Raw genomic sequence first — 19,663 nt, 5'->3', positions numbered from 1 at the left:
ATAACTGAGCCTCTGGGCGATAAGTGAGCCTGTCGGCGAGGGGGCGTCAGATGGTGGCCGCGGCCTCCGCCGGGGACTCGAGCTTGAGACCGTCGCCGTCGGGGTTCTTCTCGACGGTCACGATCTGGCCGTCGCGCACCTCACCGCCGAGCAGCGCGCGTGCGAGCCGGTCGCCGATCTCCTTCTGCACCAGGCGGCGCAGCGGCCGAGCGCCGTATGCCGGGTCGTACCCCTCGTCGGCCAGCCATTGCTTGGCCGGGTCGGTCACGTTGAGCGTGATCCGGCGGTCGGCCAGGCGCATCGCGATCGCGTCGACCTGCAGGTCGACGATGCGCGTCAGCTCGTCCTTGCTCAGCGGGTCGAAGATGATGACCTCGTCGAGCCGGTTGAGGAACTCCGGCTTGAACGACTTGCGCACCACGCCCATCACCGCCTCCTGCTTCTCCTTGACATCCATGGTCGGGTCGACCAGGAATTGCGAGCCCAGGTTGGAGGTCATGATCAGGATGACGTTGCGGAAGTCGACCGTGCGGCCCTGCCCGTCGGTGAGCCGTCCGTCGTCGAGCACCTGCAGCAGGATGTCGAAGGTCTCCGGGTGTGCCTTCTCCACCTCGTCGAGCAGCACCACGCAGTAGGGCCGGCGGCGTACCGCCTCGGTCAGCTGACCGCCCTCCTCGTAGCCGACGTAGCCGGGCGGCGAACCGATCAGCCGCGCGACGGCGTGCCGCTCGGAGTATTCGGACATGTCGATGCGTACGACGGCTCGCGGGTCGTCGAAGAGGAAGTCCGCCACTGCCTTGGCCAGCTCCGTCTTGCCGACGCCAGTCGGCCCGAGGAAGAGGAACGAGCCTGCCGGACGATCAGGGTCGGCGACGCCGGCGCGGGTGCGACGCACCGCGTCCGCGACCGACTGCACGGCCTGTTTCTGACCGATGACATGCTCGCCGATCCAGTCCTCCATGCGCAGCAGCTTCTCGGTCTCGCCTTCGAGCAGCCGGCCGGCCGGGATGCCGGTCCACGAGGAGATCACGTCCGCGATGTCGTCCGGGCCGACCTCTTCCTTGACCATCGGTGCTTCGCCACCCGCGGTCGACGACGTCGACTCAGCGGCTTGGGCCTCTTCGAGTTGCTTCTCGAGCGCGGGCAGCTCGCCATACAGGATCTTGGAGGCGCCGGCGTAGTCGCCGTCACGCTCCAATTTGTCTGCCTGCGTGCGGAGTTCGTCGATCTTGCTCTTGATGTCACCGACCTTGTTGAGGCCGGCCTTCTCCTGCTCCCATCGAGCGTTGAGCGCCGACAGCTCCTCTTGCTTGTCGGCCAGGTCAGAGCGCAGTTTGGCGAGCCGATCCTTGGAGGCCGCGTCGGTTTCGTTCTCCAGGTGCAGCTCTTCCATCTTCAACCGGTCGACCGAACGACGCAGCTCGTCGATCTCGACCGGGGAGGAGTCGATCTCCATCCGCAGCCGCGACGCGGCCTCGTCGATCAGGTCGATCGCCTTGTCCGGCAGCTGCCGCGAGGTGATGTAACGGTCCGAAAGCGAAGCGGCCGCAACGAGAGCCGCATCCGAGACGGCAACCTTGTGGTGCGCCTCGTAGCGCTCCTTGAGCCCGCGCAGGATCGCGATGGTGTCCTCGACGGAGGGCTCACCGACATACACCTGCTGGAAGCGCCGCTCGAGTGCCGGGTCCTTCTCGATGTACTCGCGATACTCGTCGAGCGTGGTGGCACCGACCAGTCGCAGCTCACCGCGGGCCAGCATCGGCTTGAGCATGTTGCCGGCGTCCATGCTGGAGTCGCCACTCGCGCCGGCGCCGACGACGGTGTGCAGCTCGTCGATGAAGGTGATGATCTGGCCCTCGGATGCCTTGATCTCCTCAAGCACGGCCTTCAGCCGCTCCTCGAACTCACCGCGGTACTTCGCACCGGCGACCATCGCGCCCAGGTCGAGTGACACCAAACGCTTGTCGCGCAAGGATTCTGGGACGTCGCCGGCGACGATGCGCTGTGCGAGGCCCTCGACGACGGCGGTCTTACCGACGCCCGGCTCGCCGATCAGCACCGGGTTGTTCTTGGTACGCCGAGACAGCACTTGTACGACGCGACGAATCTCGGAGTCGCGGCCGATCACCGGGTCGAGCTTGCCTTCACGCGCAACCGCGGTCAGGTCGGTGCCGTACTTCTCCAGGGCGTCGAACGCGCCCTCGGGCTCGGCGCTGTTGACCTTGCCACCGCCACGCGTCTGCGGGATTGCAGCGGCGATGGCTTCGGCGTCGAGACCGAACTCGCCGGTCCGCGCGAGCGCGAGCAGCAGATGGTCGGTGGACACGAACGTGTCGCCCATCGACGCCATCGCCTGCCGCGCCTGCTCCAAGACGTTGGCAAGCGCACGGGACATGCTCGGTTGGGCCACGGACTGCCCCTGGACACTCGGCAGTGCGCGAATCGCCTTCTCGGCAGTGGCCCGCACGGCCTGCGGCGTGGTGCCGATGGCTTCCAGCAGCGGGCCGGTGGTCGTGTCGGTCTGGTCGACCAGCGCGAGCAACAGATGCGCCGGCTCCACTTGCGGGTTGCCGTTCTTGGTCGCCTGTTGCACGGCGCCGGACAGCGCCTCCTGGGCCTTGGTGGTCAGCTGCAGATCCACGTCTGATCGGTCTCCTTCTTCTCGAACGTCCTGCTTGGAAAACTCCGGTGACGTATGCCGATCGCGGGGCCGCTCGACTGCCCGGCTCCCGCCACCCTTCCGCCTTACCCGGCGGCTGGCAAGGGATCCGCGACAACACACGTCTCTATCCGTTCAACGGTCGTAAAGTTGAGTCTATTCCGCTCAACTTTCGCGTTTCGCCCGTTCGGGGGATTGCGTCATACCGCGGGCGGGGGCAGGTTGGGTTCATGAGCCAAGAAACCAAGATCTCGACCTCGCGGACCATCGACGCACCGGCGGCACAGATCTTCGACGTGCTCACCAATCCCGACAACCATGTCCGACTGGATGGCTCGGGCTTCGTGCGCAGCGCCGACCGTCCGCAGCGCATCCAGGCGACCGGTGATGTCTTCACCATGAACATGGAGGGCGACCACATGGGCGGCGAGTATCAGACCGACAACCACGTCACCGGCTATGCCAAGGACAAGTTGCTGGCCTGGCAGACCGCACCGGCCGGCACGCAGCCGCCCGGCTGGGAGTGGGTGTGGGAGCTCGAGCCCCAGGGACCCGACCAGACCCTGGTGACGCAGACATACGACTGGAGCAAGGTGACCGACAAGGACCTGCTCAGCAAGAACCTCTTTCCGCTGGTCAGCAAGGAGCAGATGGACGACACACTCGGCAAGCTTGCCGAGCTCGTCTCTTCCTGAATCACGACGCGAAAACGCCCGGACCCCTTTTAAGGTCCGGGCGTTTTCGCCTCTTCGTCGCGGGCGGGACTCACCGCCCGCTGGTCAGGGTGAGCTGGCCGCGGTCCCGCCGCGCCGGACGTAGCGGCCGGCCCACGGCCGCCACCTGATTACTCAGATGACACGGGCACCAGCCACCGCGGGTGACCGGCCCACGACCGCCGCGGGGCGGCTGGGTGCTGCCGTGGAGTTCGGGACCGTTCGGCCCCTGCACCCAGTGGGCCTGATCGTGGGTCCATGGCGCCCGGAGTATGGCGATTCGTTCCTGCGCCTCCTGCTGTTGGTTCCAGGTGTCGCGCAGGGCGGTCACGATGCGTTGGAACACCGAATCATGTTGTGTCGGCTGCGAACCGGTGTGATCCAGGCCACGAAGGTCCTGGCGCACCCGGGCCGCGTCGCGGTCGATCGGGTCGGGACTGGTGAAGGTGTGTGCGCTGGTCATGTGTTCCATCGTGGCGGCCGCGACCCGAAAGCACCAGCGAATGTTTCTTCACAACCATGCAGTGTCGCTGTATGTTCAGATCATGATGGATGTTCACCGTTTGCGAGTCTTCCGGTCGGTCGTCGCCAGTGGTTCGGTGCAGGCTGCTGCGACACATCTCGGCTACACGCCGTCAGCTGTGAGCCAGCACATCAATCAGTTGCAGCGTGAGACTGGCCTGACGCTCTTCGAGAAGGCCGGCCGTGGCATCAGCCCAACTCCGGTCGGCAGGCTGCTGGCCGATCGCAGCGACGACGCGATCGGGGCTCTGGCCAGGCTCGACGATGTCGTGACCGACCTGCGTGACGGGCGGACCGGCAACCTGTCCATCGCCTGCTTCGCCTCAGCCGGCGAGGAATGGGTGCCCAAACTGGTCTCCAAACTGCAGCGCGAGTTTCGGGACGTGCTCATCACCGTCGACCTCAACGAACTCACCGAGGACGTCAAGCCGATGTGTGACCTGGACATCCGCACCGAGGCGATCGGTGAAACTCCTGTTGCGCCAGCGGGATACACCCGCCACGCGCTCATCACCGAGCCGTACGTCGTGGTCATGCACTCGCGTAACCCGCTGGCCCAGAAGGACGCGATCTGTCTCGCCGACCTGGCCGACGAGCCGTGGATCGACGAGAGCATCGAAGGGCAGACCTGCGGGCGCATCCTGCGCCAGGCGCTCGACCAGGTCGGCATCCGACCGCGGCTGGTCGCCCGCTGCCAGGATCACCACACGACGTTCGCGCTGGCCGCGGCCGGGATCGGCGTGACCCTGGTCCCCGCACTCACCCTCGGTTCGCTGCCGCGCACGGCGAGAGCGGTGCCACTGCGTGATCCCGAGGTGCGGCGGGGCATCGCGGTCAATGTCCGCGACGCGGCGAGCAACAACCCGGTGACCTGCCGCGCGCTGGAGTTGCTGCGCGAGATCGCCGCGGGCTGAGGAAGATTCAGACCTTCCGCACCCACTCCACCAGGCGCTCGACGATCTCGAACCCCAGCGCGACGTTGATGTCGATCATGTGCGGGTTGTCCTCCGCGTTCTCGGTCACGACGTAGGGCCTACCTGGTCTCTCTTGTTGGAGAAGCTGAAGATTCGCGGCCTTCGTCGCCATACCGAGACGGTGGCCGCGATGCTCGCGGTGCACGAACGTGCCTTCCTGATGCACCAGCCCTGCTGGGTCGTCGTCGAGAACGAGGTCGGACTGCGCCGCGACCACTCCCGACCGGCGATGAATCGCGAGGGCAGACAGGCGCGTTCGACCCTGTTCCTCCTCCCGGGCGTAGGTGCGGCGCAGCCGGTCGGGGGTAATGTCCTCCGCCTCGAAGTCGAAATCGCCGGACGGCGCGTCGACGGCGAGCAGACTCATCAGCTCGGCCAGCCCAGGCAGGAACACGTCCGGCACACGGCCGACGAACGTGCGGACCTCATAATCCGACTCGTAGGACGGAGCAGCCGTAGCAGCGAGCCGACCCAGCTTCTCCTCGGACACCGGCAGGCGCAGATGCCGCACCGCCTCCACCCAGCCGAGCTCGAACCCGTGCGCACGGGCGAACCGGCTGTAGGGATGGGATGCGAAATCGCCTGGAGGTACATACGACTCGACCCAGACCTCATGCCGCTGGAGTTGCCGCACGCGGTCCACGAGGTGCTCGACCAAAGCGGTGCCCGCACCGCGCCGACGCCCCTGCGGGTGGACGGTCAGGTCGGCATACACCTTGTCAATGTTGTCGGCCAGCGGGACCCACAGCAGCAGCGTGCCCGTCAGCAGGTCACCGTCGAAGACTCCGTAGAGCTCCTGCCGCTCCTCCTGGTCGGGCCGACGCCGCTCGATGAGCCACGACCCGAACGCCGGCGGGCGAAACCACGGACGGTCCGCCGACCCGACCTCGACCCCGAGGTCGAACGCCGATCGCATCTCGCCGTCGTCGGCGACGTCCAGGAGCCGGATCACCCGATCACAGTAGGCAATCCCCGACCCGGACGGCGAACGGATTTCGGTCAGCCGCCGGTGGACCGGTCGTCGTCCAGCCACCCGTCGTGCTCCTCCGCCAGCGCGGAGAAGCGCTCCGACAGTGCGCGTGCCACCGCGCCCGCGGGGTCGTCCACGGTGTCCTGCACGACATGCACGACCCAGTTGACATCCTCCGCGTCGTCCTCGCCGGCCAAAGCCTCCGACAGCACGCGCACCGAGCCGAAGTCGTCGTCCGCGAGCTCTTCGGCGACTTCCTCCGCGGCGTCGCGTTCGGGAAAGACCATCAAGTACTCGATCACGCCTCCTACTCTGCCAGCTGGACTCGTGCCGTTGCAGCACGTCACCCACCCGTTGCGCGCCCGTCGCCGTTCGGCAACGGGACGTTCGCGCAGCGGTGACGCTCTCGTCATACTCTCGGCGCGCAATGGCTGGCCTGTTCGTCGCCGTCGGCGACTCCTACACCGAGGGTGTCGGGGACCCGAATGTCCTCTACCCCAACGGAGTTCGCGGCTGGGCGGACCGGATGGCTCGCCAGCTCGGCCGGCACGACGACGAGTGGCGCTATGCCAACCTGGCGATCCGCAGCAAAGTGCTCGACGAAGTCGTCGATGAGCAGGTGGATGCAGCGATCGCGCTGCGCCCGACGCACCTGTCGTTCTATGCCGGCGGCAACGACATCCTCTCCGTGCGGGTCAACATGGGCTCGGTGATGGAGCGATACGAGGCTGCGCTACGCCGACTGCAGGCCAGCGGTGCCCAGTTGATCGTCTTCACCGCGTTCGACCCGACCGCGACGCCGTTGCTGGAGCCGGTGCGACGGAGACTCATCTACTTCAACCAGACCGTGCGCGACCTGGCGAGGGAGTACGGCGCGGTGCTGGTCGACCATGCGGAGTACGCCGAGTTCTACGACCGGCGGATGTGGAGCGCGGACCGCATCCATATGTCGAAGGCCGGCCACAAACGACTCGCCGGCCACGTGCTCCAGGAGCTCGGCATACCGCACACGCTGAAGATCCCGGAGTTGCCGCCGTTCCGGCCGCGCCCATGGAGGCAGGCCCTGCAGGAGGAATCACTCTGGGTGCGCGACGAGGTGATCCCGTTGTTCCGGCGGCGGATCAGCGGCGTGCGGGAGGGTGACTCCCTGCTGCCCAAGTGGCCCGAGCCGGTGCACCCGGCCGACGGCATGAAGCGCCTGGCGCGTGAGCGCGCGGGCGACGCGATGCAGGTGCACGCCGAGGCGTTGGCGCACCAGGGCCGCGCCTGAGCATCGTCAACCCGCACGCACCAGCCATTTCGTGGCATGCTCGGACGTTCTGCGCCCGAGTCGCACATTCCGCGTCGAGCAGGCGCCGGTGCGCCGGTCGCGCCATGATGAGTGGATACCGATTACTACTGGAGGTGCTCGTGGCCGTCACCGATGAGGCGATCACCAAGATCAAGCAGATGATCGTCACCGGCGAGCTCAGCCCCGGTAGCAAGCTGCCCCGGGAGGCCGACCTCGCCGAACGGCTGGGCCTGTCCCGCAACTCACTGCGCGAGGCAGTCAAGGCGCTCTCGCTGATCCACGTGCTGGACGTCCGGCAGGGCGACGGCACCTATGTCACCAGCCTGGAGCCCAATCTGCTGATGGGTGCGATGGAATTCGTGGTGGACTTCCACCAGGACGACACCGTGCTGAACTTCCTGGAGGTGCGGCGCATCCTCGAGCCTGCGGCCACTGCGGCGGCGGCGAGGGCCATGTCCGACGAGGATCTTGCCGCGTTGCAGGAGCACCTCGATGCGCTACCGGCGGATCCGTCGGTGGACGAGCTCGTGCAGGCCGACCTGGAGTTCCACCGACGCATCGTCGCCGGCTCCGGCAACCCGGTGCTGGCGTCGCTGCTCGACAGCATCGCCGGGCCGACGCACCGCGCGCGCATCTGGCGCGGCCTGACCCAGCAGCGCGCCACCGAACGCACCAACCGCGAGCATCGGCAGATCCTCGAGGCCATGCGAGCGCGTCAGCCGGACGTCGCCCATGCTGCGGCCACTTTGCACATCGCGGGTGTTGAGGAGTGGTTGCGCCAGGCTGCGGCAGCCGGTAACGAAACCGACTGACATCCGGAGCTATTCGGCAGTGGATCCCGGGATGAAGGTGATCCGCCAGTCCACGTCGGCGGCGGCCAGCCAGTATGACGGCCACGGCTGCGGCCCGCAGGAGGCCGATCCGATGCCCTGGTGCGCGATGTCGACATGCACGTGCATGCGGGTTTCGTCGACCACCAGCTCATCGGTGTGCTCGGCCCGGTCCAGAGCCACCGTCGACCAGGGCCGGACGGTCAGCATCATCGCCGGGTCGAGGTGCAGTTGCAGAGCCTGGTCACCCGCCGCGAGCCGCGCCCAGGTGACATCCAGCCGCGCGCCGTTCTCCTGCGGCCTGATGTATGGCGCCTGTAGGTCATCCACGGCGGAGCGAAACCGACCGGGCACGACGCCCGCTCGGGTGTCCGGGTAGGCCTCGCCCGGGCCCAGGCCGTCCCACTCCACGTCGGTGAAGGACGCCGGCAGGGTGAAGTCGAGGCCGATCCTGGGCCAAGGCTGCTGCCATGCGCCCTCCGGCCGGACCGTCACGTCGAGGTCGACGCGGTTACCGTCACTGGTCCAGCGGTAACTCACGGCGAGCGCGTCTCGGGAGTCGGCGGCCGCGACCCGGGAGCGGACGGTCACCGCGTCGTCGGCGACGTCCACCCCGTCCACCCGGTGCTCCAGCCGGTCGAGTCCCGCGGCTCGCCATCGCTCGGTCAACGACCGCTTGTCACCCCTGCGTTGGCCGATCCGGTCCGGAGCGTCGTCGTTGTCGGTCGGCGCTCGCCACAGGTCGACGTGCAGATCACCCACTGCAACGTTGCCGATGGACTGGACCGCACCCTGTCGACTCAGCTGCAGCGGGCCGAGCGTGATCGTCGTGCCCTCGACGACGGGTGTCGCCCCGGTGGCCGGAGCGGCAGGGGTGGCAGCAGAGACGACGGCGGCCGCCGATGCGACGGCGTGACCGGCAGGGGCCCAGGCAGCGTCGTCGGCGAGCACGGCGCGGACAGTCAGGACCCGATCGGTGCGCGGGTCCGGGGCCGCACTATCGGGCAGGGGGATCCTCAGCGCACCGGCCTCCCCGGGGCGCACGGCAGGCATCGGCAGCCTCCCGTCGGCAACCTGATGCCCGCCCTCGGACACCTCCCATCGGACGGTCAAATGTCCGAGATCAATTGTGTGGTAGCGATTTTCGACATTGACCGTGCCGTCGGTGTCGACGGCCATCGCGACAGGGGAGATCTGCGCGGCATACTCGATCAGGCCGGGAGTGGGCGTCCGATCCGGATGCACCAACCCGTCGATGACAAAGTTGCTGTCGTGCAATGGCTCGCCGAAGTCGCCGCCGTAGGCATAGCGCTCGACGCCCCTCGCGCCGCGCTGCGGGATGCCGTGCTCGATCCACTCCCAGATGAAACCGCCCTGGGCGCGCGGGTTGTCTCGGAAGAACTGCTGATACTCGGCGAGGCCGCCCGGGCCGTTGCCCATCGCGTGACCGTATTCGCTGAGCAGGTAGGGCATTCGGGCGACTCGGTCGCGCGCTTCCTCGGTGCGGGTCATCGGGACGTCACCGGCGAGTATTCCTGCGGCGACTGCAAGTTCGTCATACATCCGGCCGAAGACGTCAACGTAGTCGGCTTCGCGGCAACCGACATCATGGATCGGCCGGCGCGGATCGCGACCCTTGGCCCACTGCGCCATCGCGCGTAGGTTGGCGCCCTGCCCGCTCTCGTTCCCGAGCGACCAGATGATGACGCTCGGATGGTTCTTGTCGCGTTCGACCATCCGCTTCATACGATCGAGCAGCGCCGCACGCCATGCGGGCGCGTCCCCGGCGGGGTTTCCCTGCCACTCGGCGCCACCATCCCTGGACTCCTCGAAGCCGTGCGTCTCGAGATCGCCTTCATCGATGACCCACAACCCGTATTCGTCGCACAGGTCCAGGAAATGCGGATGCGGCGGATAGTGCGACGTCCGAACGGCATTCACATTGTGCCTTTTCATGAGCAGCACATCGGTGAGCATGGTCTCGGCATCGAGGGAACGGCCGTCGCGTGGGTGAAACTCATGTCGGTTGACGCCCTGAAAGACCAGCCGGCGTCCGTTTGCCAGCAGCACCCCGTCCTCGATCTGGATGCGTCGGAATCCGGTGCGTATGACGGCGCTTTCGCTTGTCGTGCGCAGCTCCACGTCATACAGCACGGGTTCCTCGGCGCTCCACGGCTGCACGGCTCCGATGTCGTGCCACCGGCCGGGGGCTAACCCGCGCAGTCCGAGAGCCGGCAGGTTGACCTCGACGTGCGACGCGACGTCGACGCGCAGCCAACCGTGTCCGGTCGTCGGATCCCAGTCACCCTGCACGAACGCGTCGTCGATGCCACCCGGCGGACGGCTCAGGAGAGTGACACTGCGGAACAACCCGGGCAGCCACCACATGTCCTGGTCCTCGAGGTAGCTGCCGGAGGACCACTGGTGCACTTGGACGGCCAGCACGTTGCGGCCTGACCGGAGCACCTCGGTGACATCAAACTCGCTCGGCAGCCGACTGCCTCGGGTGAAGCCGATTTCGTTGCCGTTGAGCCAGATCCGACCGAATGACTCGATCCCGTCGAAGCGCAGCACCGAGCGGCTCCCGGACGGCCAGTCGGTGGGCAGGTCGAACTCACGTCGGTAGTCGCCGCGAGGGTTGGTCGACGGCACACGTGGCGGATCGATGGGGAACGGATAGCGCACGTTGGTGTAGGCAGGGGCACCGTAACCGCGCAAGACCCACGTCGACGGCACCTCGAGCCGGTCCCACACCGAGTCGTCGAAGTCGGTCGCGGCGAACGCCGAGTCCTCCTGACCGCCGCGCTCGTCGAAGCGAAAGGTCCACTGTCCGTCGAGTGAGAGGGTCGGTGCATCGGTGGCAATCGTCGCTCGGGCGGGCAGCACGCGCGGGTCAGGGTCGATGCTGACGAGGTCCGGGTCGGTCACGAAGAATCCCTTGATCCGGTCGGTGGATATGGTTCAGGCAGTCTCACCCAGGCGATAAACGCCGGCCGCGGTGTCACCCAGCGCCGCGTGCGCGTCGGCCTGCTCCAGGAGCTGGGTGACCGTTTGCCAGGACCGTGACGTGGACCCAGCGAGATCGGCCAGTGGCCAGTCGGATCCCTGCAGCATCCGTTGGGGACCAAATGCCTCCACGAGAGTGTCGATCACCGGCTTGAGATCGTCGGATGTCCAGCGTTGCCAGTCGGCTTCGGTCACCAGACCGCTGACCTTGACTGCGACGTTGGGCCGATCGGCAAGGTCGGTGATCCAGCTGCGCCACGGGCCCAGATCTCCGGATGCAATCGGCGGCTTGCCCGCGTGGTCGAGGACGAACGACGTGTCCGGGCACGACTCGACGAGTCGGCAACCGGCTTTCCACTGCGGCTCGCGGAGCAGCAGGTCGTAGACCAGGCCGGCCGCCCCGACTGTGCGCACACCGCGCACGACCTCGTCGCGATCGGCCCACCCCGGGTCGGGCTCGTCCTGGATCTGATGTCGTATGCCGACCAGCAGGTGCCCGCCCGGCGAGTCCTGCATCGCCACGAGCCGCTCCTCGAGATCCGGCGCGGTCAAGTCTGCCCAGCCGACGACACCTGCTATGAGACCGTCGGAAGCAGCTGCAATAGAAAGAAATTCACCGGTCTCGGCCGGGTCGGACAGGGTTTGCACCAGAACCGTGCGAGCGACCCCGAGCTGGATCATGGTCGCGCGCAACTGACCCAACCCATACCGCTTGCGGACCGGTGCAAGGTCGGTGCCGTCCAGGAATGGGTAATGCCTGCGCCCCGGGTCCCAGAGATGGTGGTGTGCGTCGACGCGGGTCATCAGGTCGCCTCCAACAGTCTCTCCGGCAGCAGCTTGTCCCGCACCAGCCTCGACCACAACTCGTCCGGCATCTCCGTGGCGAGGTATGACGCGTTGGCCAGCACCTCGTCCGGGGAGCGCATGCCGAGCACGACGCTCACCACGGCCGGGTGCAGCATCGGCAGGTGCACGGCGACTGCCGGCAGGCTTACCTCGAACTCTCGGCAGACTGCGGCGATGCGACGAGCCTTGTCCAGCAACGCTTTCGGCGCGGGAAAGTAGTCGTAGGTCGCATCGTCGGGTGGGGTCGGCTCGGCCAGGATGCCCGAGTTGAACACCCCCGCCGAGACAACGCCTACGTGGTGCTCGGCCGCCGCCGGCAACAGGTCCTCCAGAGCACCCTGCTCCAGCAACGTGAAGCGACCGGCGCACATCACCACGTCGATGTCGGTCCGTTGCACGAACCGGGTCAGCATCGCCGACTGATTCATCCCGACGCCGATGGCATCGACCAGCCCCTCGTCCCGCAACGCGACGAGAGCCGGGATCGACTCGGTCATCGCTTGTTCCTCGACCTCGTCCGGATCGTGCAAGAGCGCGATAGCGACGCGGTCGACGCCGAGTCGCTCGAAACTCGCCTCCAGGCTGCGTCGGATGCCGGATGCCGAATAGTCGCGGACACGGCGGAATCTCGCCTCGATCGCGAAGCCCTCGTCATCAGGCAGGTATGGCGGGGCGAGCGGCTCCAGCAGCCTGCCGACCTTGGTGGACACGACAACTCCCGGCTGGTGTGCGAGCCATCGGCCGACGCGCTGCTCGGACAGGCCAAGGCCGTAATGCGGTGCACTGTCTACATATTCGATGCCGACATCGGCTACGGCAGCACACGTGAGATCAGCGTCCTCGTCCGTCACGGGTGTGTAGAGGTTGCCGAGCGCAGCCGCGCCGAAACCGAGGCGGGTGAGCTGCACGTTCGGGCGGCGCGGCAAGGATGCGCGATGCTGCGTCATACGTCCGGAAGCGACCAGACCTGGGCGATGCCGCGGTCGTCGCCGGAGTAGTCGTCCTCCACCTCGAGCAGCTCACTCATCCGCGCTTGCCACGGCACGTTGGCCGGGTGGTCGCGCAGAAATGCGCGCATGTGCGCGTAGTCGTCGCATTCGATGACGTGGAAGAGTTCCTGGCCGTCACGCCAGATGCGCCAGCTGTGCACCCCCGCCTGCCGCAACGCATCGACCAGCTCGGCCGGGATGGCGTCATGTGCTGCCTTGTATTCAGCCTCCTTGCCCTGAGCAACCCTGGTGTGCAAAGCAATCCGGTCCATGCGTCCCTCCTCCGACCGGGCGGACGCGCAGGCCGTGCATGCCGCCGTCCACGGCGAGCACTGTGCCGGTGGTGGAGACGTTGGCCGGGTCGGCCAGGTAGGCGACCGCACGTCCCACGTCGCCGGGCTGCACGAGCCGTCCGGTGGGCTGCCGTGCCTCGAGCGCGGCACGTTCGGCGCGAGGATCGTCGGCCTTGTCCAGCAGGCGACCGACCCAGGGCGTGTCGACGGTGCCGGGATTGACACAGTTCACCCGAATGCCGTCCCGGACGTAGTCGGCGGCCATGGCGAGCGTGAGTGCCTGCACCGCACCCTTGCTCGCGCTGTAAAGGGCTCGCTGCGGCAGCCCCGCCCACGCCGCGATTGAGCAGGTGTTCACCACCGAGGCGGCATCGGACTGCTGCAGCAGGGGCATCGCAGCCCGCGTCATCCGCACGATGCCGAGCACGTTGACGTCGAGCACCCGGTGCCACTCATCGTCGTCGTTGTCGGTGACTGCACCCTGAGCACCGATGCCGGCGTTGTTGACCAGGACGTCGAGCCCACCGAGCTGATCCGCCGCCTCCTGCACCGCGGCCCGCACCGATGCATCGTCCGAGACATCGCAGCGCACTCCCACGGCGCCCTCGGGTGCGCCGGAAGGGTCCAGGTCGAGCACGGCGACCTGGGCACCGCGGGCCAGCAACTCCTGTGCGACCGCCTTGCCGATGCCACTTGCGCCGCCGGTCACCAGCGCACGGATCGTGTTGTAGTCGGTCATCGGTCATCCTCCTCGGCGATCGTGCGCCATACGGGTCCGTTCGGATATTCGTAGTCGTGCAAGGCATCGTCGCGCATTTGCGACGAGAAGCCAGGCGTGGTCGGTGCCACGTAATGGCCGTCGTTGATGACCGCCGGCACGACGAACTCCTCGTGCAGGTGGTCGACGTACTCGATGACCCGGTCCTGCGTGGTCCCCGTCAGCGCCACGAAGTCGAACATCGACAGGTGCTGCACCAGCTCGCACAATCCGACGCCGCCGGCATGCGGACAGACCGGCACCCCGAACTTCGCGGCGAGCAGCAGGATCGCGAGATTCTCGTTGACGCCCGCGACCCGCGCAGCATCGAGCTGCAGGATGTCGATGGCTCCGGCCTGCAGCATCTGCTTGAAAATGACTCTGTTCTGGGCGTGTTCGCCGGTTGCGACCTTAATCGGCGCAACACCCTGCCTAATGCGAGCATGGCCCAGCACGTCGTCGGGGCTGGTGGGCTCCTCAATCCAGTACGGATCGGAGGGGGCCAGCGCGCGGACCCACTCGATCGCTTCGTCGACGTCCCACCGCTGGTTGGCGTCGATCGCGACGCGGACGTCGGCGCCTACGGCTGCCCGGGCGATCTGCATCCGGCGGATGTCGTCCTCGAGGTTGTCGCCGACCTTCAGCTTGATCTGTCGGAAACCGTCGGCGACTGCCTCCTTGGCCAGGCGCTCCAGCTTGTCGTCGGAGTAGCCGAGCCAACCGGGGGTCGTGGTGTACGCCGGGTATCCGCGCTCCAGGAGCTGCTGTTCACGCTCGGCACGCCCCGGCTCGGCCGCGCGCAGCATCTCCAGAGCCTCGTCCGGCGTGAGGGCATCGGACAAATATCGGAAGTCGACCAGGGAGACAAGCTCCTCCGGTGTCATCCGCGAAAGCAGTTGCCACAGCGGCATACCCGCGCGTTTGGCCCGAAGATCCCAGAGCGCGTTCAGCACCGCGGAGATCGCCATGTGCATGACGCCCTTCTCCGGCCCGAGCCAACGGAGTTGGCTGTCCCCGATCAGCTCACGCGACGTGCCGCCGAGGTCGTCCAGCAGTGCGTCGACCTTCCGGCCGAGCAACATCGGCCGCAGCGCGTCGATCGCGGCGACCGCAACCTCATTGCCGCGACCGATGGTGAAGACGAAGCCGTGCCCGGTAAGTCCGTCTGGTGCATCGGTCTCGATGATCACGTATGCCGCGGAATAGTCCGGGTCGGGGTTCATCGCGTCGGAGCCGTCCAGCTCGCGCGATGTCGGGAAGCGAATGTCGAGCGTTCGCAACGCGCTGATGGTCGCGGTCACGGTTGCACCTCGTTGCGTTGGTCGGTCAGGAAGAGTTCGATGACCGGCAAGGCGACCGATGGCGCCCGCATCGGCAACTCGAGGGTGAGAGTGCCGGCTGGCTGACCGCCTGGTTGCGTGGTCAGCCCCTCCGTCCCGGCCTCGTGCACGACTCTGTTGATCTCCGATCCGTCGTGCAAGAGCTGGGCATAGGAGACCTTCCCGGCGAGGTCTGGCAGATGCAGGTGACCCATCGGCCAGGCGAATACGTGCACGTAGAGGCGATTTCCGGCCTGCGTGTAGTGGCAGTCCGCAGGCGCAACGTAGGCGCTGGGCCCGGCGCCGATGATCGCGCGCTCGTGCAGCCGCATCCAGTCGCCCACCTCACGCAGGATGTGTCGGTCCGTCGGGTCGAACTCGCCCCGACCGTTTGGCCCGACATTGAGCAGCATGTTGCCACCGTTGCTCACGCTGTTCGCGAGCATCCGCACAATCAGGTCGGGCGACTTGTGATCGTGGTTGTCGCGGTCATATCCCCAACTGCCGTTCGTCGTCTGGCAGGCTTCCCACGGCACTTCCTCACCATCGCGCAACATCGGCGAAACCGGCTGATACTGCTCAGGAGTCACGATGTCAGCGGGTATGTCGAGTCGGTCGTTGACAACGATGCCAGGCTGCAGTTGCCGGGTCAGTGCCAGCAACTCCTCGGACCGCCAGTCGGCCCTCCCCTTGCCACCTTCCGGGTGGCCCGGGTAGGAGAAGTCGTAGAACAGGTAGTCGATGCGGCCATAGTCGGTCAGCAGTTCCCGCACCTGGGCGTGCAGATAATCCACGTAGCGACCGAAATCGCGCCCCGCATTGGCCTCGCGCGCCGCGGAGTCACCCCGCTGCGGGTGATAACCGTCGACGGTGAAATCCGGGTGATGCCAATCGATCAGCGAGTGATAGAAGCCGACGCGCAGGCCCGCCTCGCGGGCAGCCTCGGCATACGCCCGCACCAGATCCTTGCCGTATGGCGTGTTGGTGATCTTGTAGTCGGTGTTGCTCGCGTCCCACAGACAGAAGCCGTCGTGGTGCTTGGTGGTCAGCACGACATACCGCATTCCCGCGGCTTTGGCCTGTGCCGCCCAGTCGGCCGGGTCTGCGAGGTCGGGGTCGAAATGATCGAAATAGCGCTGGTATTCGGCTGTTGTCAGCTCTTCGCGGTTCTTGACCCACTCGTGTCGGGCGGCCGCCGAATAGAGACCGAAATGGATGAACATGCCGAACCGGTCGTGCTCGAACCACGGAGCGATCGAGGTGGACAAGAAGACGTCTCCTTCTGTGTTGGATGGGAGTCGATGCGGGCTCATCGCCCGCCGAGGCCGGATGTCGCGATGCCCCGCAGAAGGTGCCGCTGGAGCAGGATGAGCAGCAGGATGGTCGGTGCCATCGACACGACCGATGCGGCCATGATGAGGTTCCAGAACGTGCCCTGCTGGCCGACGAACAGACTGAGCCCCAGCGGGACCGTCGACATCGTGTCGGTGCTGTCGATGATGATCAGCGGCCACAGATAGCTGTTCCAGTAGGCGATGAAGGTGAACACCGCCAGCACCGCGATCGACGAACGCGACAGCGGCAGGATGACGCTCCAGAAGGTGCGCCACACGCCGGCGCCGTCGAGTCGAGCGGCCTCATCCAGCTCCCGCGGCACGGTGAGGAAGAACTGCCGCAGCAGAAACGTGCCGAATGCGGTGAAAGCCCACGGGAAGATGAGGGATTGGAAGCTGTCGATCCAGCCGAACCACTGCATCAACAGGAACATCGGGACGACCAGCACCTCCTGAGGGATCATCAGGGTCGCGAGGAAGAGCAAGAACACCGAGTCCCGCCCGGCCCAGCGCAGCCGGGCGAAGGCGTAGGCCGACAGGCTCGAGGCAACCAGCACGACGACCGTGCCGATGGCGGCCACCAGAAAGCTGTTGAGGATGTACCGCTGGAACGGCATGAAGCTGAAGACGTCCGCGTAGTTCTGCCAGCGGATGCTCGAGCCGAGTAGCTGCGGCGGCGACGTGAAGACCTCGTCTGCCGGCTTCAGCGACGTCGCGACCATGAGGATGAGCGGCGCGGCGAAGATCAGCGCGACCAGGTAGAGCGCGACGTGCGAAACCACCGAACGCGCCGACCAGGCACGGATTTTCGCCGATCTGACCTCAGACGTCATAGCTCACCCACCGGCGTTGTGCGCGGAACTGCACCGCGGTCAGACCGAGCACGATGACCAGCAGGACCCAACTCGCGGCGGACGCCAAGCCAAGGGAGAAGCTGGAGAACCCGGCCTGATAGATGTACATGACCAGCGTTTCGGTCGCCGTGCCCGGACCGCCACCGGTGAGCAGGAACGGCTGGACGAAGACCTGCATCGAGGTGATGACGGTCATGGTGGTGGCGAAGAAGATCGCCGGCGAAATCATCGGCAGCACTACGGAGAAGAACGTCCGGACCGGTCCTGCACCGTCGATCCGAGCAGCCTCGGTGACCGACTCGGGCACAGCCTCGATGGCGGCCGAGAAGACGATCATGTTGTAGCCGAAGCCTTGCCACACGCTCATCACTACAACGGCGACCATCGCCCACGATGCATCGCCGAGGAAGTTTGGCGCGTGTGATCCGGTGAGCCATTCCCACGTGCCGTCGATGCTGCCACCCGGCTGGTAGAGCAGCCGCCATACGACCGCATTGGCGACCATCGGGGTGATGACCGGGAGGAAGAACAACACCCGTAGGAACTGCCGCCCGCGGATCCGCGGTGACATCCACGCCGCGAGCACCATCGAGACCACGATGTTGAGCGGCACGTAAAGCACAACGAACACAAGGGTGTTGCGCACGGCGGCGCGAAAGACCGGGTCTCCTGCGAGGGAGCGGAAGTTGTCGAGCCCGATGAAGGAGCGCGAGCCGAACGCCGGCCAGTCGAAGAACGCCATGACGAGCGCCATCGCGATCGGCAGGAGCGTGAAGACCGCCAGTCCGATAAGGCTCGGGCTGAGGAAGCTTGCCACTGTCGGGTATGGCGTCCCGGCCTCGCGGCCGGATCGAAGCGGCGTCGCAGGCCGCTTTGCGCGCGGCTCGCGTGTCTGCGTTACGTGCGCCATCACCGGTCACCTGCCGCCTGCACGTCCTGGAGCACCTGCTGCGGACTGGATGAGCCGTTGAACGCCCCGACCCCGAACTGGTAGAGCAGGTTGCTGACGTTCGCCCAGTCGGCCGTCGTGCGCAGCGGGGTGGCGGTGGCGCTTGCGGCCCGGATCGTCTGCTCGGCGCCGTCGATCTTCACATTGTCGAACCACGCGGATTGTGCCGCTGTGCGGGCGGGGAGCGCCCGTCCCTGCTTCGCGAGGTAGGTCAGCGTCTCGGTGGAGGTCATGGCGGCGATCGCCCGGAACGCCTTCTCGGGGTCCGTGCAGTTCTTCGAAATGCCGAATCCTGAACCGGCAGAAAGAGTTCGGGAGCCATTCGGACCGGCCGGGATCGGCGCCATACCGACCTTGAACTTGGCCTGGTCACGCACGCTCAGCACGTCCCAGGGTCCGTCGACCGCCATGGCAGCGTTTCCGTTGATGAACTCCGCCGTGGCGAAGGCGAGGTCGACGCCGGCCAGGGGAGGTGCGACCTTCTCCTTCCGGACCAGGTCCGAATACCACGCGAAACCGCGCTTCATCGCGGGTGTGGTCAGCTGCAGCTGCCCGTCCTTCGCCGGCAAGCCGCCGGTCTTGCTGTAGATCATCGGCAGCATGTAGACATCGCCGGGCGCAGCGACGAAGCCGTACTTCCCGCCGGCCGTCAGTTTGCGCGCCGCGGACGTGAAGTCGTCCATCGTCCACCCTGCCTTCGGCTCGGCGACTCCAGCCGCGGCGAAGCGGTCCTTGTTGTAGAGCATCACCAGCGGGCCGACGTCATACGCGATCGCGTAGGTCTTGCCATCGGCGGTCAGACCCTGCTGGACGGATTTGTCGAACGCACCGATGTCGAAGCCCGTTTTGGCAATCAGGTCGTCCAGCGGGAGCAGCCCCGGTGTGAACGCTCCGATGCGCAGACTCTGCATCGACACAATGCAGGCCGCGTTGTCCGCCGACATTTGGGTGCCGACCTTGGTGAAGTAGTTCGCGAACGGCGCCATCCGCAACTCCAGCGTGGTGCCGGTGCTGGTGCGCACCTGATTGATCACCTGTTGCCAGACCGCCAGGTCGGCGCTGCCCCCGCCCCACATCGACCAGGTCACCCGGTTGTCGTGCACCTGGCCGTTGGCGTTCGTCGAGCAGCCGGCGACCGCGGAGCCGGCGACACAGGCCAGCACTGCTATGGCGGCAGTACGACGAGTCCTCGGTTGCACCAGCTCTCCCAAAGATCGGATCTCTCACGATGTTGGAAAGCTAACACTTGAAGCAACCGCTGTCCACGAAACGGGAAAGCTCGTACTGCTCCGCATAATTCGGGAGTCCCTGCCCGGATAGGTCCCACCCGTTACCGTCCGTACATCCGATCACTTTG

18 protein-coding genes are annotated in these 19,663 nt (G+C 66.6%); 4 read left to right on the top strand and 14 right to left on the bottom strand.

Annotated features, from left to right (window positions below):
- Positions 1-46 precede the first annotated feature (46 nt).
- Positions 47-2,641: an ATP-dependent chaperone ClpB gene (clpB, locus tag N2M23_RS10980; protein WP_265445498.1), complete on the bottom strand. Its 2,595-nt coding sequence runs from the start codon at positions 2,639-2,641 to the stop codon at positions 47-49.
- A gap of 248 nt (positions 2,642-2,889) precedes the next feature.
- Here clpB and N2M23_RS10975 point away from each other — a divergent pair, with 248 nt between their 5' ends.
- The gene (locus N2M23_RS10975) at positions 2,890-3,354 is read left to right on the top strand and encodes an SRPBCC family protein (RefSeq protein ID WP_265445497.1); all 465 of its coding nucleotides are present in this window, start codon (positions 2,890-2,892) and stop codon (positions 3,352-3,354) included.
- Positions 3,355-3,424: 70 nt separating this feature from the next.
- Here the strand turns inward: N2M23_RS10975 and N2M23_RS10970 are convergent, their stop codons facing one another.
- A complete protein-coding gene (locus N2M23_RS10970; protein ID WP_265445496.1) occupies positions 3,425-3,835 on the bottom strand; it encodes a hypothetical protein in 411 nt (136 codons plus the stop codon).
- Positions 3,836-3,917: 82 nt separating this feature from the next.
- On the opposite strand from N2M23_RS10970, the gene N2M23_RS10965 reads away from it, so the two are divergent.
- Positions 3,918-4,808 carry a LysR family transcriptional regulator gene (locus N2M23_RS10965; protein WP_265445494.1) on the top strand — a complete coding sequence of 297 codons (891 nt, stop codon included), beginning with the start codon at positions 3,918-3,920 and terminating at the stop codon, positions 4,806-4,808.
- Positions 4,809-4,815: 7 nt separating this feature from the next.
- Here N2M23_RS10965 and N2M23_RS10960 read toward each other — a convergent pair whose 3' ends face one another.
- Positions 4,816-5,820, bottom strand: coding sequence for a GNAT family N-acetyltransferase (locus N2M23_RS10960; protein WP_265445493.1), 1,005 nt, complete (start codon positions 5,818-5,820; stop codon positions 4,816-4,818).
- 47 nt (positions 5,821-5,867) lie between these two features.
- Positions 5,868-6,140 (bottom strand): ribonuclease E inhibitor RraB, encoded by a 273-nt coding sequence (locus N2M23_RS10955; RefSeq protein WP_265445492.1) that lies wholly within the window; start codon positions 6,138-6,140, stop codon positions 5,868-5,870.
- A gap of 125 nt (positions 6,141-6,265) precedes the next feature.
- Between N2M23_RS10955 and N2M23_RS10950 the strand changes: the two genes are divergently transcribed.
- Both N2M23_RS10950 and N2M23_RS10945 read left to right on the top strand, forming a co-directional pair.
- Positions 6,266-7,108, top strand: coding sequence for an SGNH/GDSL hydrolase family protein (locus N2M23_RS10950; protein WP_265445490.1), 843 nt, complete (start codon positions 6,266-6,268; stop codon positions 7,106-7,108).
- 140 nt (positions 7,109-7,248) lie between these two features.
- Positions 7,249-7,941 carry a FadR/GntR family transcriptional regulator gene (locus N2M23_RS10945; RefSeq protein ID WP_265445489.1) on the top strand — a complete coding sequence of 231 codons (693 nt, stop codon included), beginning with the start codon at positions 7,249-7,251 and terminating at the stop codon, positions 7,939-7,941.
- A 9-nt stretch (positions 7,942-7,950) separates the two neighbouring features.
- On the opposite strand, the gene N2M23_RS10940 is transcribed toward N2M23_RS10945, so the two are convergent.
- The 10 genes from N2M23_RS10940 to N2M23_RS10895 form a co-directional block, all read right to left on the bottom strand.
- Positions 7,951-10,887: a glycoside hydrolase family 2 TIM barrel-domain containing protein gene (locus N2M23_RS10940; RefSeq protein ID WP_265445488.1), complete on the bottom strand. Its 2,937-nt coding sequence runs from the start codon at positions 10,885-10,887 to the stop codon at positions 7,951-7,953.
- Positions 10,888-10,920: 33 nt separating this feature from the next.
- On the bottom strand, positions 10,921-11,769 hold the full coding sequence (locus N2M23_RS10935) for an amidohydrolase family protein (protein ID WP_265445487.1): 849 nt from the start codon (positions 11,767-11,769) through the stop codon (positions 10,921-10,923).
- Entirely contained in the window at positions 11,769-12,758 is a 990-nt protein-coding gene (locus N2M23_RS10930) for an aldo/keto reductase (RefSeq protein WP_265445486.1), read from the bottom strand. The genes N2M23_RS10935 and N2M23_RS10930 overlap by 1 nt, the downstream gene beginning before the upstream one ends.
- Positions 12,755-13,072, bottom strand: coding sequence for an L-rhamnose mutarotase (locus N2M23_RS10925; protein WP_279672150.1), 318 nt, complete (start codon positions 13,070-13,072; stop codon positions 12,755-12,757). Before N2M23_RS10925 ends, N2M23_RS10930 begins: the two co-directional genes overlap by 4 nt.
- Positions 13,023-13,832 carry an SDR family NAD(P)-dependent oxidoreductase gene (locus N2M23_RS10920; protein ID WP_265445485.1) on the bottom strand — a complete coding sequence of 270 codons (810 nt, stop codon included), beginning with the start codon at positions 13,830-13,832 and terminating at the stop codon, positions 13,023-13,025. The genes N2M23_RS10925 and N2M23_RS10920 overlap by 50 nt, the downstream gene beginning before the upstream one ends.
- A complete protein-coding gene (locus N2M23_RS10915) occupies positions 13,829-15,151 on the bottom strand; it encodes an L-fuconate dehydratase (RefSeq protein ID WP_265445484.1) in 1,323 nt (440 codons plus the stop codon). The genes N2M23_RS10920 and N2M23_RS10915 overlap by 4 nt, the downstream gene beginning before the upstream one ends.
- Positions 15,148-16,392: an alpha-L-fucosidase gene (locus N2M23_RS10910; RefSeq protein WP_425270237.1), complete on the bottom strand. Its 1,245-nt coding sequence runs from the start codon at positions 16,390-16,392 to the stop codon at positions 15,148-15,150. The genes N2M23_RS10915 and N2M23_RS10910 overlap by 4 nt, the downstream gene beginning before the upstream one ends.
- An 86-nt stretch (positions 16,393-16,478) precedes the next feature.
- Entirely contained in the window at positions 16,479-17,336 is an 858-nt protein-coding gene (locus tag N2M23_RS10905) for a carbohydrate ABC transporter permease (RefSeq protein WP_265445482.1), read from the bottom strand.
- Positions 17,326-18,267 (bottom strand): carbohydrate ABC transporter permease, encoded by a 942-nt coding sequence (locus tag N2M23_RS10900; protein ID WP_265445480.1) that lies wholly within the window; start codon positions 18,265-18,267, stop codon positions 17,326-17,328. The genes N2M23_RS10905 and N2M23_RS10900 overlap by 11 nt, the downstream gene beginning before the upstream one ends.
- Entirely contained in the window at positions 18,267-19,505 is a 1,239-nt protein-coding gene (locus N2M23_RS10895) for an ABC transporter substrate-binding protein (RefSeq protein ID WP_265445478.1), read from the bottom strand. The genes N2M23_RS10900 and N2M23_RS10895 overlap by 1 nt, the downstream gene beginning before the upstream one ends.
- Positions 19,506-19,663: the final 158 nt, after the last annotated feature.

The organism is Flexivirga meconopsidis, assembly GCF_026162425.1.
Lineage (GTDB): Bacteria > Actinomycetota > Actinomycetes > Actinomycetales > Dermatophilaceae > Flexivirga > Flexivirga meconopsidis.
This window is presented reverse-complemented; position numbering and strand designations above follow the sequence as displayed.

What these genes read in the sequence shown, in the direction of transcription:
- N2M23_RS10975 (WP_265445497.1), top strand. Translation starts at nt 2,890, where the DNA reads ATGAGCCAAGAAACCAAGATCTCGACCTCGCGGACCATCGACGCACCG.
- N2M23_RS10970 (WP_265445496.1), bottom strand. Translation starts at nt 3,835, where the DNA reads ATGACCAGCGCACACACCTTCACCAGTCCCGACCCGATCGACCGCGAC.
- N2M23_RS10965 (WP_265445494.1), top strand. Translation starts at nt 3,918, where the DNA reads ATGATGGATGTTCACCGTTTGCGAGTCTTCCGGTCGGTCGTCGCCAGT.
- N2M23_RS10950 (WP_265445490.1), top strand. Translation starts at nt 6,266, where the DNA reads ATGGCTGGCCTGTTCGTCGCCGTCGGCGACTCCTACACCGAGGGTGTC.
- N2M23_RS10935 (WP_265445487.1), bottom strand. Translation starts at nt 11,769, where the DNA reads ATGACCCGCGTCGACGCACACCACCATCTCTGGGACCCGGGGCGCAGG.
- N2M23_RS10930 (WP_265445486.1), bottom strand. Translation starts at nt 12,758, where the DNA reads ATGACGCAGCATCGCGCATCCTTGCCGCGCCGCCCGAACGTGCAGCTC.
- N2M23_RS10925 (WP_279672150.1), bottom strand. Translation starts at nt 13,072, where the DNA reads ATGGACCGGATTGCTTTGCACACCAGGGTTGCTCAGGGCAAGGAGGCT.
- N2M23_RS10920 (WP_265445485.1), bottom strand. Translation starts at nt 13,832, where the DNA reads ATGACCGACTACAACACGATCCGTGCGCTGGTGACCGGCGGCGCAAGT.
- N2M23_RS10910 (WP_425270237.1), bottom strand. Translation starts at nt 16,392, where the DNA reads ATGTTCATCCATTTCGGTCTCTATTCGGCGGCCGCCCGACACGAGTGG.
- N2M23_RS10905 (WP_265445482.1), bottom strand. Translation starts at nt 17,336, where the DNA reads ATGACGTCTGAGGTCAGATCGGCGAAAATCCGTGCCTGGTCGGCGCGT.
- N2M23_RS10900 (WP_265445480.1), bottom strand. Translation starts at nt 18,267, where the DNA reads ATGGCGCACGTAACGCAGACACGCGAGCCGCGCGCAAAGCGGCCTGCG.